Annotated in this window: 15 protein-coding genes; 2 read left to right on the top strand and 13 right to left on the bottom strand. The window is 43.5% G+C overall.

Going from position 1 to position 15,145, the window contains the following annotated elements; translation table 11 throughout:
* Nucleotides 1-125: 125 nt before the first annotated feature.
* From AC23N5_RS04820 to AC23N5_RS04770, 11 genes are all read right to left on the bottom strand, one after another.
* On the bottom strand, nucleotides 126-1,667 hold the full coding sequence (locus AC23N5_RS04820; RefSeq protein WP_487754664.1) for a right-handed parallel beta-helix repeat-containing protein: 1,542 nt from the start codon (nucleotides 1,665-1,667) through the stop codon (nucleotides 126-128).
* A gap of 110 nt (nucleotides 1,668-1,777) precedes the next feature.
* Entirely contained in the window at nucleotides 1,778-2,371 is a 594-nt protein-coding gene (locus AC23N5_RS04815; protein ID WP_487754663.1) for a hypothetical protein, read from the bottom strand.
* Between the two features lie 73 nt (nucleotides 2,372-2,444).
* A complete protein-coding gene (locus tag AC23N5_RS04810; protein ID WP_487754662.1) occupies nucleotides 2,445-2,951 on the bottom strand; it encodes a hypothetical protein in 507 nt (168 codons plus the stop codon).
* 17 nt (nucleotides 2,952-2,968) lie between these two features.
* The gene (locus AC23N5_RS04805; RefSeq protein WP_487754661.1) at nucleotides 2,969-3,400 is read right to left on the bottom strand and encodes a hypothetical protein; all 432 of its coding nucleotides are present in this window, start codon (nucleotides 3,398-3,400) and stop codon (nucleotides 2,969-2,971) included.
* Between the two features lie 11 nt (nucleotides 3,401-3,411).
* Nucleotides 3,412-4,050: a hypothetical protein gene (locus AC23N5_RS04800; RefSeq protein ID WP_487754660.1), complete on the bottom strand. Its 639-nt coding sequence runs from the start codon at nucleotides 4,048-4,050 to the stop codon at nucleotides 3,412-3,414.
* Nucleotides 4,047-4,388 carry a LytR/AlgR family response regulator transcription factor gene (locus AC23N5_RS04795; protein ID WP_487754659.1) on the bottom strand — a complete coding sequence of 114 codons (342 nt, stop codon included), beginning with the start codon at nucleotides 4,386-4,388 and terminating at the stop codon, nucleotides 4,047-4,049. Before AC23N5_RS04795 ends, AC23N5_RS04800 begins: the two co-directional genes overlap by 4 nt.
* A gap of 22 nt (nucleotides 4,389-4,410) precedes the next feature.
* Nucleotides 4,411-6,072: a right-handed parallel beta-helix repeat-containing protein gene (locus AC23N5_RS04790; protein WP_487754658.1), complete on the bottom strand. Its 1,662-nt coding sequence runs from the start codon at nucleotides 6,070-6,072 to the stop codon at nucleotides 4,411-4,413.
* A gap of 13 nt (nucleotides 6,073-6,085) precedes the next feature.
* The gene (locus AC23N5_RS04785) at nucleotides 6,086-7,159 is read right to left on the bottom strand and encodes a tail fiber domain-containing protein (RefSeq protein ID WP_487754657.1); all 1,074 of its coding nucleotides are present in this window, start codon (nucleotides 7,157-7,159) and stop codon (nucleotides 6,086-6,088) included.
* Between the two features lie 19 nt (nucleotides 7,160-7,178).
* Complete coding sequence (locus AC23N5_RS04780) at nucleotides 7,179-8,054, bottom strand: SGNH/GDSL hydrolase family protein (RefSeq protein ID WP_487754656.1); 876 nt, start codon at nucleotides 8,052-8,054, stop codon at nucleotides 7,179-7,181.
* A gap of 83 nt (nucleotides 8,055-8,137) precedes the next feature.
* The gene (locus AC23N5_RS04775; RefSeq protein WP_487754655.1) at nucleotides 8,138-9,166 is read right to left on the bottom strand and encodes a tail fiber domain-containing protein; all 1,029 of its coding nucleotides are present in this window, start codon (nucleotides 9,164-9,166) and stop codon (nucleotides 8,138-8,140) included.
* A 10-nt stretch (nucleotides 9,167-9,176) separates the two neighbouring features.
* Nucleotides 9,177-9,791, bottom strand: a complete 615-nt coding sequence (locus AC23N5_RS04770) for a cupin domain-containing protein (RefSeq protein WP_487754654.1) — start codon at nucleotides 9,789-9,791, stop codon at nucleotides 9,177-9,179.
* A 208-nt stretch (nucleotides 9,792-9,999) separates the two neighbouring features.
* Here AC23N5_RS04770 and AC23N5_RS04765 point away from each other — a divergent pair, with 208 nt between their 5' ends.
* A complete protein-coding gene (locus tag AC23N5_RS04765) occupies nucleotides 10,000-10,710 on the top strand; it encodes a LytR/AlgR family response regulator transcription factor (RefSeq protein WP_183977067.1) in 711 nt (236 codons plus the stop codon).
* Nucleotides 10,707-12,725: a tetratricopeptide repeat protein gene (locus tag AC23N5_RS04760; RefSeq protein ID WP_487754653.1), complete on the top strand. Its 2,019-nt coding sequence runs from the start codon at nucleotides 10,707-10,709 to the stop codon at nucleotides 12,723-12,725. The genes AC23N5_RS04765 and AC23N5_RS04760 overlap by 4 nt, the downstream gene beginning before the upstream one ends.
* Before the next feature lie 23 nt (nucleotides 12,726-12,748).
* Here the strand turns inward: AC23N5_RS04760 and AC23N5_RS04755 are convergent, their stop codons facing one another.
* Together AC23N5_RS04755 and AC23N5_RS04750 are read right to left on the bottom strand one after the other, a co-directional pair.
* Nucleotides 12,749-13,612 carry a retron system putative HNH endonuclease gene (locus tag AC23N5_RS04755; RefSeq protein ID WP_487754652.1) on the bottom strand — a complete coding sequence of 288 codons (864 nt, stop codon included), beginning with the start codon at nucleotides 13,610-13,612 and terminating at the stop codon, nucleotides 12,749-12,751.
* A 9-nt stretch (nucleotides 13,613-13,621) separates the two neighbouring features.
* Nucleotides 13,622-15,103 carry an AAA family ATPase gene (locus tag AC23N5_RS04750; RefSeq protein WP_487754651.1) on the bottom strand — a complete coding sequence of 494 codons (1,482 nt, stop codon included), beginning with the start codon at nucleotides 15,101-15,103 and terminating at the stop codon, nucleotides 13,622-13,624.
* Nucleotides 15,104-15,145 lie beyond the last annotated feature (42 nt).

Below are 15,145 nucleotides of genomic sequence, written 5' to 3'. Positions count from 1 at the left end.
GAACAGAGAAGTTAAGCCCCACTCCGCCGATGATACTGCAATAAAATGTGGGAAAGTAGGTAGCCGCCACAATATTAAAATCCGAGAGGAGCTCAGAAACGAGCTCCTCTTTTTTGTTATACAATTTACTCCCCACCAGTGCCTCGCGTGCCGTTTGTAATAGCCACGGGTGGTACACTCAATGAAGAACCATTGTTGTACTGATCAGCGCCAATATCTAGTTTAGCACCCCGCGCCTTGCCGTCATAATCTTTTTCTACCAAACTTTGTAGTACTTTCCCCACTCCAATGCATGGGCTACCGTCGGCTAAATGATACGAATTGTCAAGTTTAGGATTGGTAAGAAAACTGTTACTATCAAACTTACTTTTATTCTTCCAGTTGTCGAACCCTAAAAACTCTTCGTATTCGTCGTCATTTTTATCTATGCGATACGACACTTGGCTGGGTTTATAATAAATATTGTAGCCTAATTCATTTACCCCTTCGGGCAAACCTCGTAAACGCGCCATGTGTCCTTGAGCCGAAGCGGCTTGTACAAAAATATTATTAGCCACTTTGATGTCCTTAGATTTTGGGAATTTATCCCCTTTGGGAGTGCCGTATATCTCACCCCGTGCAATCAATAACGCCGCACTGGCATTTTGTGCTACATTGATAAACGTATTATTATATACCTGCGCATTTTGGGCAGCATAAAGCCCCACTCCTTCCCATTTTGTATTCACAACAATGTTATTTCGAATAATTATATTGATACTTTCATAATAATTGGGATTACTATCGGTATCAAACCACTCAACATCAGTGTCGAGATAACCTGCAATTAAGCCCCCTTCACCACAATTCATGAGTAAATTTTGCTCAAAAACACAATCCTTAGCGCCTCCTTTGGCATAAAGACCATTCGTCGCTATGTCGTGAATGTAGCAATTTCGGACGGTCATGTTGGAGCCATTAACGTTATCAATACCTTCCGCATTTTGGGCCGAAACATTGGCAGGCCCAATGCCCGAGCGATAGATTTCGCAATTAAGAACTTGAAGGTATTGGCAACCTGGCGCAATTTTAATGCAATCCCGACCCGTATCGTGGATTTTACAATTTAAGATTTTCACATTTCGCACGCCTCTTCTTTTCGAAAAAGGTACGCTACGGTCGTCGTCCCAATTGCTTTCAAACTTTATCCCATAAAGATAACCACCGACTATTTCGAGGTTTTCGATGGTGATATTTTCAGTGGTCGGTTCTCGAAACCACAAACAGCTTGTGATATCTTCAACGGTCGTGGATGCCTTAATGATAGCCCATTCACCAGGATAGGAGTGAAGATGAATGTTGGACGTACGAAACTTAATCTCTTTGCTTTCGTGCGTTCCGCCTCTCAGAACGATTTCCAAAGCTTTGGAAGGGTCAGCGCCGTCAGCGGCTTTTTGAATGGTTTTAAACGGCTTATTTTCGCTTCCATCGTTGGAGTCGTTGCCTGATGGGGAAACGTAAACAATGCCACTAAGTGTACCACTGCTACCATCACAGTTGGGCGGGGCTTGGGAACACCCGCAGGCTGTTGGGTCAGTGTCGCATTCATCGGTTTCGATGTTTTCTTTGCTGCATCCAAAAATACCCAGCAACAAAAAAATGGTGATGTAAAAAGAGGGGCGATTCATCAATGTATGAATTTAAAATGAGTGTCGATGTATGGAAAATAAAGGCAAAAGCGTACCTAACGAAGCCAAAAACAGCTTCGTAATGGTTAAAAAATGTCCTTAAAAAGAGATTATTTGGGAATTCGGCTCAGCGTAGCGGTTATTTTTTTAGAATGGCGAGGGTCCGAACTTTTCCATGTACTAGAGCCGTCGGCATTATGATATGTAAAAGAAAGCGTTAGGGTCATGCCATCGTCTTGCCAATTCCCACTGTTTGCTTCTAATAGAGTGAAATTAGGAAGAACGCGTTTTTTCTCATCTTCGGGGCGGAAATTAAAGTGAAGATGATGGAAGTCGTCTTTTTCAACAGCTCCATAAATCTCGTATGTTTCGGTACCTAATCGGCTTTGAGCAATGGCTTTGCCGTCAAAAGCACGTTTGTTGTCCCTTCTTCGGCTACTACGTTTACGAGCTGCGTTGCGTTCGCGTTCTTCTTCCGTCACTGGCTCATCGATTTCTATTTCGAGCGTTTTTTTTACATTATCGGGGTCGATAAAGCTTCCCTGCCATTTTCCTACCAATAATTTTGCGTTTTCATCAGAACTGTAAGCCCACGGGCGGTCGAAAGTATCAAACCAATAGCTTGTGTAGTACTTACATTCATAAACAAGCCAACTGAGGAGTACCAAAGAACCAAGGGCGAGCACTATTTTTCTTTTGTTCATAATCTCAAAATTGCAAAACCTGAAAAAGTACCATTCTGATTGTTTGCGAGTAAAATTACGCTTCTTTCCGAAATTATATCTTCTTAAAGTTTTGCATGAGCGTCATTTCTTTGTAGGTCGATATTTTAGTGACATCGACCGTCAATGCTATGAAGTTAGAGGCGGTGGAAATTTGAAAGGTAAGGTCTCCCGCCTGGCCAATAGATTCTGCCAGCTTTTTTTGCTCACTTCCAATCTGGATAAGCTGGCCTCCTAAAATTCCATTAGCGTCAGACTTGTTTACTTTCAGTGTCCAACGAATTTCGGTAGTGGTGTTTGTTTGTCCATCGGTAACTACTAATCGCCCATCGCTAAAAAATTCATACACGATATTGATGCCTCTAGGCTCGGTATCGAAAGTGTCGTTGACTTTTGTGCCGTCAGATTTTGTGATATAATAGCCTGTTTTGGTTAGTTTCCACTTTCCGACAATTCCAGGGAAATTATCGGGTTGTGGGTCATTGGTTTGAGAGCCACAGCCTGCGCCCATATTCACGAAGGATACAACCAACAAAATGCCGTAAATGAGGAGTTTTTTCATGATTTGGAGGGTTTATTTTAATTCCTTTTATAAATAACCTTCATTGATTTTGCCCCTTCGGGTACATACTTATCTTGTGGACTATACGCGTGCGTAGTGGTCATGGTATTGCCAGAGATGCTCACTTGGTCGGTATTTGTAAGGTCTTTCATGCTGGTTGTGAGGGTGGAGCCGTTGAGCTTCCAAGTAGAAAGTACCGCAGGGATGGGGCAGCCTTTCGGGACGCGCATACTCAAATTTCCGTTGGCTTCAAAAACATACACAATATCAGCCGTGCAAGGCATTGATTTGGTAAGTTCTGCCATCGCATCGGTGGTTTTTCCGTCCGAATAGGTAGTGATGATAGCAGTTCGTTTCCAAGCACCCACGATACTTTGGGCTGACAGAGAGTGATTTATGGCGAGTAAGGTCAGCAGGGTAACTACACCTTGAGCGAGAAGTTTTTTCATCTGAATCTGCTTTATGATTTAATAAGTTGGACGGAGATTCCTGTAGTGGGGCCTGTGGCAGTGGTATTGTACATTTCGTCGTTGTTTCGATAAATAAACACCCTGCCCGACTGGATAATTACGGTTTGAAACCGCTGTATAGTCTGCTTGCCCGTTACAGTTTCAAAATAACTGTCATTAAAATTGTCTTTTTTAATGATGATATAATTACCCGCATAAGGGTAATTCCACTTGACATTTTCCATTTTACTGGTTTTAGCTACGTCCGATAGCTCCATGTTTGAGGCCGTCCACTCGTCGGGGGCACCTGTTAGGCTTTTAAACGTAAGTGCTTGGCTGGTAGGGTTGTACTCAAACTTAAGTATGTTTTTATTGGTTTGGGTGATGGTAATGACGTTGTCTTCGCCCAAAACCCACGTGCCTCCCGACTCGCCCAACGCTTCGTAAAACTTAAAAACACCATTGGGCAAAAAGGAAACAGCAAAACACTGCGTGAGTACAAACTGCCTGTTGTCGTTTTCGCGAACGGGTTTGTATTTGAAAAAGCCCGTCCAAATACTGTTAGTGAGTTGTTCGGCGGGGGCTATTTCTGTTTTTTTACAACCCATCACCGATGAGATGATGAGCCCAAAAATGAGTAGCTTTTTCATGTTGTTTGGCGGAGATACTTTTTAACCAACGTTTTTTTTCGACGCGACACTTCTACTTGCTGTCCATTGTGTAAGACAAGCGATAGGTATTTTCGGGTATCGGACTTATGAACTGACACCTCGCTGATTCGGATTAAAAAAGAACGATTTACCCTTACAAAAACCTCTTTGGGGAGTTCGCCGGCAAAAAGCGCTAGGGTCTTAGAGGTGAGAATGCTCTTCCCGTTCCGAAAATGAATGGTGGTGTAATTGCCCATGCCTTCCAGCCACGCAATTTCTTCAATGTAAAAAGGCTGTTTCAATTGTAATTTTGGACAGAGTTCAATGGTTTCTTTCATGGTGTTTTGCGATAAAAACTCGTTATTTATTTCCACAGCCCTCTAAAAAGGCGGTAAAAACAGCCCCTTTTTGCACTTCAAAACCTGCTTTAAGTAACACATACGTACCAGCATCATACGTGGCCGTTCCTGTAGGAAGCACTTTGTTGGTTGCTGTAATAGCCCCGTTGGTTTCGAAGCGTTGGTTAGTGGCAATCGTAGAGGGTAAATCGGTAGGTGAAATGCTGGATACGCAGGGAATAGTACGTAACCCCGTTCCGATAACTCCTACAGGTGGAGGAACGGTAAGCGAATTTCCACCCCATTCATCCGCCCCTACATCAAGTGGAAACGTACGGTTGGTGCCATCATAATCTACGTTTACGTTTTGTAGCGCCTTCCCTGCATTGATACATACGCTATTGGAGTTGAGGTGATATTGGGGAGTAAGCGCAGGATTTCCTTCGCTGCTGTGGGCATCAAACCCCGAGGTAGTACGCCATTGGGTAAAGGTAAGATTGGATGTTTGAAGATAGGTGTAAGTCGGGGAGGTGGTATTTCGAAAATACCGATTGTAATCTATTTCGTTATTTGTCCCCGAAATGCCACTCGCTTGGTAGTCTTGGTGGAAACGAATGCGCACCATCGGCAAAGTGCTGGCTTCGTTTTCAACAAAAATATTATTGATGACTTTTACATCAACACAAGGCGATGCAATGGTCGTGGTCTCACTGACCCATACTTCGTTGGGGCCAATGTACAAGGGGGCTAAAGCTTCGCTGCCTACGTTGGCAAAGGTATTGTTAAGTACCTGAGGGCGTACTGCTGCGATAAGCCCGACGCCACCATGTTTGGTATTGGCAACGATGTTGTTGCGAATAATTCCATCGAAGTTTTCGTAATAATAGGTTTGATTATTGGGGTCAAAAAGGTCGTTATCGGTGCCTCCTACGCCTAACATGACCCCAAATTCACCACAATTGACGATAAGATTATTCTCAATAACTGTATTTTTGGCTCCTCCTTTCGCGTAAAGCCCCGTCGTAGCAATGTCGTGAATGTAGCATCCTCGAACGAGCATCTGGTCGCCGTTGACGTTGTCAATTCCTTCGGCGTTTTGGGCAGAGACATTGGCAATACCTACACCCGAGTGGTGAATTTCACAATTGAGAATAGCTATGTTGTCGCAGTAAGGAACCAGTTTAATACAATCGCGGCCTGTGTGGTGAATTTTGCAGTTTCTGACGGTAATGTTGCTTGTACCGTGCACAATCGGCTCGTCCCAGCCTAAATTATTTTCAAATTTAAGGCCATAATAATAACCACCAATAATTTCTAGGTTCTCTATCATTCCGCCCACAACGCAGGGTTCGCTGTACCAAATCGTACTGCTGATGTCTTCGATATGCGTGGGGGCTTGGATAATGGCCCATTCGCTGGCATATGACCGTAGGGTGAGGTTTGAGGTTCTGATTCTGAGTTCATTGTTAAGGACATACGTACCGCCTCGCAATTCAATTGTATCGTTGGGGCGGGCGGTATCAATGGCTTTTTGGATAGTCCGAAAAGGTTGCAAAACTGTCCCTGCGTTGGCATCGTTACCATTGGTGGCCACGTACCAAGTCGTAGGAGTTGCGCTAGGCGTTTTATCACATTGCGCCTTGAGCAACGTAGGAAAAACCAATAACAAAAGCCATGTTCTCATACCCTGTGAACGTTTATTTTCCTGTACCTGTAGGCAAATTCAACGCTGCTTCAATGGCGCTAAGACGGGTTTCTAACTGCCCATTTTTGCCTTGTAACTCTTTGATGGCTTCCAACAAATGCGGAATCAGCCCTGTGTAATTGACGCTCAAAAAGCCTTCTTGGTCGGTTTCGACTAATTCAGGAAAAATTTTCTGAACTTCTTGGGCAATGAACCCCGTTTGGAGTGATGTCTCTGGATGTTTTTTCCAGTGATAGTTGACGCCGTTTAATGCTTGAATTCTGGTAAGAGAGCCTCGAATGGGCGTAATGTCGGTTTTGAGGCGTATATCCGAGCAGTTGGTGATGGTGGAATATGAGCAAATAGAGCCTATATTTACATTCAATCGCAAAAGCCATTGCGCCATGCTTTGGCTATAAATGCCAAACTCGTTGTCGTCACGCATTCCAATAAACGCCCGTAATTGGTTGTTGGCGTTGTTGTTGAACCAAACTCCCGCGCTGTTTTCGTTGGTTCCGCCACTGCGCAGACGAGCTCTCCCGCCGACGTCCAGCGTGAAGTCTGGAGCGTTTCCACTAATGCCTATTCCAAGCCGCTCAGTTATGGTAACATTTCCCAAAAATGAACCAGCAAACCCGCCTCCGTAACTAATCCCTTGTACTCCGATTCCGCCCGTATTCGATATGCCAAGTACCCCCGTATGCCCATCACCATAGACGCCATAGCCAAAAGATTCGCTTGATTTTCCCCAAAGTCCATGTTTACCAGAACCAAATACGCCTATGTTGTAGGCGCCATTTCCACCAAGGGAAGGAGCGTTTTTTCCTAGTCCGACCACTCCTATAAATTGGTTTTTGGGGTTGCTCGCGTCAGGCGTAATTTCTCCGTGCAGCCCTTCTTGGGAATAAATCCCCGTACCAGATGCCTGTGAAAAAATAGGAATGTAAGGAGACGTGGTATAAAGTGCGTGGAGTGAAGCTTTTGAAGTAATGGCGGTACTACCCGAAGTGCGTATCTCTACGACGGGGTTTTGGGCGTGTAGCACTCCATAGCCGATTGTGCAAAATAGTAATAATAGCTTTTTCATGAGAGAGGAATTAAAAGGGTTATCGTCCAGCGTTATAGATGCTCATTAACAGCGCTTTGCTGATGCGTTGGCCTGCTTTTTTGCCAATGTGTCCTTGGCCATCGGACGTGTCTATCCCGTTGACATCGCTGGGGTCAGCAGAGGTATTACGATTGTCGGGACAAATGCGCCAGACGTTGCTTTGTTGGCAGCTACCGTCGTTGGCTTCAAGGGCTTGTAAGTCAAAAATGACATCAGTGCCTTTGAAGGTGTCTTTCATCCATTGCCCTACTTTCATTTTGGCGGCGTTTCCTTCGTACGATGAAGTGGAATACACCAACGGCGGGGTTACGTGCACAAAACGAAGCGAAGGCGATTGGGCACGGAGGGCATCAATCATGGCTTTGTACTCGGTTTGTACTTTTTCGTAGTTATCGTCCATGATGTCGGCATAGCCAAACTTAAAAATCATGATTTGGAGTACGTCCTTGTTGCGAGTCGCATTTTCGCGAAATACCCTGATTTTTTCGGAAGGGTTTCCGTTTGGAATACCACCCACATCGACAAAAATACCGCCTTTTAGCCCTTTGCCCGACGCACCACCGTCGGTTTTGTCGCCTTTGCCGTAATAATCAAAAGGATAGCCGTTGGCTTTGCAGCCTTCTTCTAAATCTTGCCCGACAGATTGGTGCAAAAACAGGGCGTTCCAGCCCATGATGCGGCCTTTTTCGGAAGTCGAAAGTTTGTCCCAGTCGGCAACACCCGCCGTACCAACTACGCCAGGTTGACCTTTGCCCATGGCTCCGTTGGTGACAGGATTCGTAGTGCCGGGGTCGTTGGGCGTGGGAGAATCTTCCGTGGGTGAGCACCCAATCCACAGAAGGGTTCCTATGAGAAAAAATGTGAGTCGTTTCATGGTTTTGAGAGAGTTGTTTAACAACAAAAATGGAGGTTTTGTGTGCGTATTTAATGGTAAAAAACGGACATTCTGGACGCACATTATTTTTCTTTTGAGAGAATTGTTTCTAGTTTTTCGATACGTGCCGAAAGGCTTTTGTTGGCTTCTATCAAATGTGGAATGAGTCCCACGTAGTCCACCGAGAGCATACCATCTTCGTCAGTTTTGACCAGTTCGGGGAAGATTTTTTGCACCTCTTGGGCAATCAATCCTGTCTGTAAATCAGGACTTTTTTCGTTTTTCCAGTAATATTGATACCCTTGTAGTTGATTAAGTTTTTCGGAAGATTTACTCAATCTGCGAAAACCTTTTTTGAGGCGTATATCCGAGCAAATAGTAGGTGTAGTGGCGTAGCAAATGCTTCCCGAATAGATGTTCCAACGTTGGATATAATTATTGTAACCATACCCAAAAACAGCCAATTCAGTTGTGCCACGCATACCTATGAAAGCCAAGCTACCTAAAACGTCTCTTTCCTGAAACTCTATTCCGCTCTCCAAAGGGCTATTAATATCCTTGCTTATAATCATTCTGCCTTCTAACTTAGCACTATAACCATTACCTCCATTTGCAACAATGGCAAAGCCACTGCTATTAGCGTTAATTGCGGGGCCTACTGCCGAATAAGCCTCAATAGCAGATTGTGTTGAATTGATAGTAATCCCTTTAACTGCTGACAAAATAATAAGTCCAGAAGACAAAGGTGGCTCATTGGATAAGTTTATAGCCAATTTTGCATCGTAAGTAGTATTTAACGGCACGCCTATTTGTATATTGGATCCGTTATTTCTCATCAAATTAGACCCTACCCAATTGCTTCCATCGTAGCGGAGGGTTTGGTGGAGCGTACCCGCAGGGGGAAGCGCGGATACGTTTCGCCAAATAGTACCATCAGAATATTGGTGGGTGCCGTTGGTGGAGTTAAAGAGCATTGTGCCAATACCAACAGTATTGGGTGCAGGACGAGCTGCTGCCGAAAAGCGCGGAAACTCAACTCCGTAAGGACTTACTAGTCCCATTTGGGCGTAAAGGCTATGGGTAAACAGAAAAAACAATAGAAACTTCTTCATCTCTCATTCACTATTTTAACCCGTATTTCTTCACAATAGCCGCCCGTTCTTCACCTGAGTTGGCACCATAGAAAAGCCCAAATTTTTCATTGAGGACATCACGCTCCCGACTCAACGCCGCCGAACCACGCGGGAAACCGTTTTCGGGGGTAAGTTGATGGTAAATTTTTTCTAAAAACTCCTCAAACGGCTGATTGAAGTACATATCTACGAAGCGCAGTGGCTTGTCGGAGGCATTAAAAAAGGTGTGCTTAATCATGCGTGGGCGCAGGTGCCACCCGCCTGCTTCTACTTGCACAACTTCATCGCCCACCAAAACGCTGGCAGTGCCTTCGAGAACAAACATCAACTCGTCGAGCTCTTTGTGCCAATGTGGGGCGGGTCCCATGGTTTTGGGAGCTACGGCACATTCCACGCTCGAAAACAGCCCGTTGGTCATCGAAGTCCGAATCCAAACCCGGATGTCTGAGCTACCTTTGTGGTCGAGTGGAGGTAAAGATGGTAGTAAAACGGGTTTGATACCGTCTGGTAAAATCCCATGATTACTTTCTCCAAAAGCCGTTTGTGATAATCCAGTAAAGGCGGTCAAGAGTGCCGAATTGAGTAAAAAATCTCGTCGTTCCATGGTATCGTTCGTTTTGAATAATTTAAGCAAGTCAAAACTATACAGAAGAAGGTGGGGTATCAATCGGTACTCGACCAACAACAGTTTTAATAGACGGAAGACAGAATGGAAAGGGAAATCAAGCCTACCGAAAAGTAAATAAATCCTGATAGACGCACACTTCTATCCCAAAAGCATCTATCTTTAACTGGTCAAGTGCTACTATTACATGAACCTGGATACTACTTATACCTGTGTTATCATTGATGACAATGAGATTGATCGTCTGACGGCACTGATGTATGCCAAAAAATACCCGATGCTGCGCGTGGTTGGGGTTTTTGAATCGCCCCAAGCAGCGATTCCCGTGTTGCAACAAGGACAAATAGACGTATTGATCAGTGATATTGATATGCCCGAAACCTCGGGTTTGGAGCTTCGAGCGCAGTTTAGGGCCATTCCCGTGTGCATTTTTATCACGGCCTACCCCGATTATGCCGCCGAGAGTTTTGATGTCGATGCCTTTGATTTTCTGGTAAAACCACTGAAAGCCGACCGTTTTGACCACAGCATGATGCGTTTGCAGAGTTACCTGTCGCTCAAGCGAAAAGCCGAACTTTTTGAATACAGTTTGGGAGGAAATACGGTCTTTATCAAAGATGGTCACCAGCAAGTCAAGCTGAACTTACACGAGATTTTGTATTTGGAAGCCCTCAAAGACTATACACGGATTGTAACCCCAACCAAAAAATACAGTGTGTTGGCTTCAATTGGGCTATTATTGCAAGAGCAAGCTTTTCAGTCGTTTGTTAGAATTCACCGTAGCTATGCCGTGCAGAAGCACTACATTGAGCGGGTATCGGCGCAGCAGGTACAGGTTCGGGAATTTGCGCTGCCTGTGGGGAGAAGTTACAAAGAGGCTTTACTAAACTTAAAATGAAGACGTTAAAAAAGGGGGGCGGGATTATTTTGTTTCTGTTTGGGCTAATCAACGCTACGTATGCCCAAAAACAAGGACAGGCCCTGGCTGATTCGTTGGTAAAGGTTTTGCCTACGATTAAAAACGATACCCTAAAAGCCCGTACGTATAAGCGTATTGCGGAAGAATACTTTTTTATTAACTCAGACAAAGCCCTTTATTACAGTCAATTGGGGCTAAAACACGCGCAAAAAATGCCGTGGAAGAGGGGAATTGGCGTGTTTACGGGGGCAATAGGGCGTGCTTACAGTGATAAGGGGATGTACGATTCTTGCCAATTGTACTTTCAACGGGCACTGGCGGTGTACCGCGAAATTGACGATAAATGGAACATGACCTCGATTTTGAACAATCTGGGGGCGGCGGAACAAAACATTGCGTCCAATTATCCCAAAGCCATCGACTATTACTTAAAAGCATTAAAAATCTCCGAAGAACTGGGCGATACTTACCTGAAAACGTTGGCATTGGGCAACGTTTCCACCACATTTTTAGCCCAAAAGAACTACGAAAAAGCACTAGCTTATGCGCTTAAAGGGCTCCAGGAAGCAAAAAAACAAACCAAGGAGTCGGAAGGTGAAGCTCAACGGGAAGTAGGGCAGTCGATGATGAAGGTGATTTCGGTGTATATCGCCAAAGAAGACTATACAAATGCCAAAAAATACCTGTTTCAGGCCATACCTCTCTTAGAAAAAACGGGAAATTTGGAAGGGTTAGCAAATGCGTACGGTAGCTTAGGTACGATTTCGGATAAGGACATCGACAGTAAAATTCGCTATAACCTCAAGGCATTTGAGGCGTGGTCGAAAGTAAACCCCATGCAGTCGGATGCGATTCAGAACGTGGGAAACCTCGGCGAAGCGTACATTGAAAAAGCCAAAAGCCAGCCGAGCCAACAAAAGGAACTGCTACAACAAGCCGAAAAATACCTTCAAATCGCCATCAGCCGAAGCAAGCAAAAGGGAGAGGTAAGCAACCAATCGTACTGGACAGGCGTTTTGGCCGAATTACAGGCAGAACGAGGAGATTATAAAAACGCCTATCTCAATTTCAGGGAGTTTCAAGCGGGGCAAGATTCCATTTTTTCCCAAGAAAATAAAAACAAAATAGCTGAGGTAGAAGGCAAACGTGAAATAGAATTGCGCGACAAACAACTTGAAATCAATCGGTTGGAGTTGGAGAGTCAGAAAAAACAGCGAGTGGGTTTTGTGATTGGGCTTGTGCTGCTGGGAGTGATTGGGGCGTTGTTGTACTGGCAAAACCAGACCCGGAAGCGCACTAATACGACGCTGCTTCACCTCAACAATGAATTGGACGAAGCCAACAAAGTAAAAGCCAAATTCTTTGCTATTTTGAGCCATGACTTACGAAGCCCCGTATCGAACCTTATCAGCTTTTTGAACCTTCAAAAAGAAGCTCCCGATTTGCTTTCGCCCGAATTGGCCGCCGCGCACCAGCAACGCATCACGACCGCTGCCGAAGGATTGCTCGATACGATGGAGTCGATGCTGTTGTGGAGTAAAAGTCAAATGGAAAACTTTCGGCCACAGGTGAAGGAAGTGGCTGTAAATGAATTGTTTGAATATTTGCAAAAATTCTTCTCTGGAAATACGGGGGTGGTGTTTCAGTTTGAAAACCCCAGCCATTTACACGTCGTAACGGACGAAGATTACCTCAAAGTGATTATGCAAAATCTGACGGGCAACGCCTTAAAAGCACTCAAAAACGTTCCTAATGGCCACATTCGTTGGGAAGCACGCGAGGAAAAAGGGCAGGTTATTTTGGCCATTACGGACAATGCAGGTGGGGTTTCGGAACAGCAATTGAGCGCACTTTACTCCGAAACGGCCAACGTGGGTGGAAAATCGGGGTTGGGCTTGCACCTAATTCGCGACTTGGCCAAAGCGATTTCCTGCAAAATCACCGTAAACCCCACGCCCAACGTTGGGACGGAGTTTCGGTTGGCGTTTGGGTAAATGGGAGTGAGCAAATTTAACCATTAAAGTTGGCCAGTTCTAAATTGTTCGAAAAGCCTCTTGGCTGCGTTTCCTTGTTTTGTTGGTAACCTTTCACTGAAAAATTTATCAAATTTGACAAACATAAAATACCCAAAACGAGAGTACTCATTTTTAGGGTTTTGAAGTAGTGCTAATTTTTCAAAAAGCCGTTTTATAGCATGACGAGCTTTCTCTTCGGTAATTTTTTGCATTTCTAAATCTCTCAACTCTGTTTGTAGCTGATCAAAGAAATAATTGAGAATTTTTAATCTTTTTTCAACCAAGTCTTTTCGATTTAGGTCACAAATTTCAATTGTTTTGATGGCTCTTAAATTTTGATTCGCCGCATCAACTCGCCCATTAGGCAAAAAAATAAAAAGCCGATCTGCTTCATCTATTTCTGGGTGTAGCAGAAGAGCTTGTTCTTGCTGAAACACTTGTGAATTAGCAATGCTGGAATCAACATCCAATAAGCCCTCTTGGGTGAAGGTAGGCGACATAACACGCATCCCTGATACGGGGAAACTGTTGCGTTTTTTATTATTGCATTTAGAGCAGCTCAAAAATAAATTACTCCACTCATAGCCTATCCAATAATATCCCTCGTGCAAATTATCCTCAGTTACTTTGGCTTTGGGTCGATAATGTTCTACTTGCATAGGAGCACCCGCACGAGTATCTGTTTCACAATAAGCGCATTTGCCATGATAAAGAACAACGAGTTCATCATACACACTGTCTCGGTAAACTTTTTTCTTAAACTTGTGTTTGCCTTTTTCGCTCAAAGTCAATTGGATAAGTCTCGTACGCTCATCGGTAGTTAGCTTGACAGGGGGATTGGCAAAATCTTTCTCGACTCGAATCATCTCCTATTTTTAGTTGGCCTTGGGTTCAAAAAGCGCATCGGGAAATTGTCGATTACTGGCTTCAAATTCAGCCAAATACTGCTCTACTTCGTCGTTATGTTGCATTTCTTCAAACAAATCCTCCGTTCGCGTTTTGGTTATGTCATCATTATTGACCGAAAGCACATCTTCCATGTCAAAAATACCCGATGTCAATAGTAAATTAGGGGTGAGGTATTTAAGATTAATTTTGATATGTTCTATTTTAATGCCTTCTTCTTTAGTACGATTCACTTTCAAAACAACAGAATTGGTAGGTGCACCGAGCAACGGAATTGGGCTATGCGTAGAAACAATAAACTGCACTTTGGGAAAAACATTTGAAAACAACTGCGGAATCTGTTTTTGGAGTTTGGGATGCCAGTGTAGATCCAACTCATCAATGATAACAATACCTTTCAATTGGGAAGGGTCGCTCACTTCGGGTTTTAAGTGGGAAAGGCGGACAATCATATCGCCTGCCAAGCCAATAATAGCTCTAAATCCAGATGCTAATTTTTGATAAGGTAGAGGTTCGTAGGTTTCAGAGCCATCTACTATATCTTTTTCAATGTATTCGATTTCGCTTGTATTTTCGTTAAAACGTACATCAGATAAGTTTGGAATAAGTTTACAAAGCGCTTTTTTGACCAAATCGAAGCGTTTTTTATTTTTTTGAAGCAGCCAATCTTTCATTTTAGCCTCTATATTGAGCAGTGCTCCATCAGAATTGAAGAGATTGTAGGTCAATGAACTCATGCGCGCTTCGTCACTGATTTTAGCATCAGCTTTTAGATTCAGCCTTACTGGGCCATAGGCTGCAAGGTATGGTAGCGGGTGTGGATTTCTCCAACAGTCGTTAACGAAATTTTCTTTGTCATTTTTATACGCAACTTGTATATTGATACTTTCATCCTGAATCAATTCAAAGTTTCCGTCTTTGCTGCCGTTTAGCCCCAGCAAAATAGATTGGAGTACTGTAGATTTACCAAAACCATTTTCTCCTACCAAAAATACCCATTGGGTGTCAACGGGCAGATTGTCTATCTCTGCTGATTTAATACCCTGAAAATTGCTTACCAATAAACTTTTGAGACAACAAGGAAGAACTTTGTCCTCTTCTTCATAGATATCTTCTTCTGGTTCTAATTGTGGACTTTCAAAAAGAGAATTAAGGTTTATTGAATCATATTCCCTGATTTTTTCAGTCCATTGTATGAAATCTTCTTTTATACTTCCATCAAAAGACTTATATAAATCGGACCCATTATCATTATAAGGAAAAATCCTCTTAAAATAGCTATTTGAACCTTTAGCAATCTTAAAATAGAAATCTTCATACTTTTTTGTTCTTATCAAAAGAAGAAATTCTTTATCAGAACTAACCACCAAATCTAAACTGGGGTCTTTGATAAGCGGTTTTAATTCTTCTAAATCCCGTAAAACCTGTAAAGGTAATTTCTGCTTATCCATTCTTTGAATGTATTTTGCGTTTTATCAAAGTTAAAAAAAAAT

The organism is Runella sp. R5_40 (assembly GCF_057652295.1).
Note: the sequence above shows the minus strand (reverse complement) of the source record. Positions and strands in the feature narration are given on the sequence as shown.

What these genes read in the sequence shown, in the direction of transcription:
- AC23N5_RS04800 (WP_487754660.1), bottom strand. Translation starts at nt 4,050, where the DNA reads ATGAAAAAGCTACTCATTTTTGGGCTCATCATCTCATCGGTGATGGGT.
- AC23N5_RS04770 (WP_487754654.1), bottom strand. Translation starts at nt 9,791, where the DNA reads ATGGAACGACGAGATTTTTTACTCAATTCGGCACTCTTGACCGCCTTT.
- AC23N5_RS04810 (WP_487754662.1), bottom strand. Translation starts at nt 2,951, where the DNA reads ATGAAAAAACTCCTCATTTACGGCATTTTGTTGGTTGTATCCTTCGTG.
- AC23N5_RS04750 (WP_487754651.1), bottom strand. Translation starts at nt 15,103, where the DNA reads ATGGATAAGCAGAAATTACCTTTACAGGTTTTACGGGATTTAGAAGAA.
- AC23N5_RS04785 (WP_487754657.1), bottom strand. Translation starts at nt 7,159, where the DNA reads ATGAAAAAGCTATTATTACTATTTTGCACAATCGGCTATGGAGTGCTA.
- AC23N5_RS04765 (WP_183977067.1), top strand. Translation starts at nt 10,000, where the DNA reads ATGAACCTGGATACTACTTATACCTGTGTTATCATTGATGACAATGAG.
- AC23N5_RS04760 (WP_487754653.1), top strand. Translation starts at nt 10,707, where the DNA reads ATGAAGACGTTAAAAAAGGGGGGCGGGATTATTTTGTTTCTGTTTGGG.
- AC23N5_RS04820 (WP_487754664.1), bottom strand. Translation starts at nt 1,667, where the DNA reads ATGAATCGCCCCTCTTTTTACATCACCATTTTTTTGTTGCTGGGTATT.
- AC23N5_RS04775 (WP_487754655.1), bottom strand. Translation starts at nt 9,166, where the DNA reads ATGAAGAAGTTTCTATTGTTTTTTCTGTTTACCCATAGCCTTTACGCC.
- AC23N5_RS04755 (WP_487754652.1), bottom strand. Translation starts at nt 13,612, where the DNA reads ATGATTCGAGTCGAGAAAGATTTTGCCAATCCCCCTGTCAAGCTAACT.
- AC23N5_RS04805 (WP_487754661.1), bottom strand. Translation starts at nt 3,400, where the DNA reads ATGAAAAAACTTCTCGCTCAAGGTGTAGTTACCCTGCTGACCTTACTC.
- AC23N5_RS04815 (WP_487754663.1), bottom strand. Translation starts at nt 2,371, where the DNA reads ATGAACAAAAGAAAAATAGTGCTCGCCCTTGGTTCTTTGGTACTCCTC.
- AC23N5_RS04780 (WP_487754656.1), bottom strand. Translation starts at nt 8,054, where the DNA reads ATGAAACGACTCACATTTTTTCTCATAGGAACCCTTCTGTGGATTGGG.
- AC23N5_RS04795 (WP_487754659.1), bottom strand. Translation starts at nt 4,388, where the DNA reads ATGAAAGAAACCATTGAACTCTGTCCAAAATTACAATTGAAACAGCCT.
- AC23N5_RS04790 (WP_487754658.1), bottom strand. Translation starts at nt 6,072, where the DNA reads ATGAGAACATGGCTTTTGTTATTGGTTTTTCCTACGTTGCTCAAGGCG.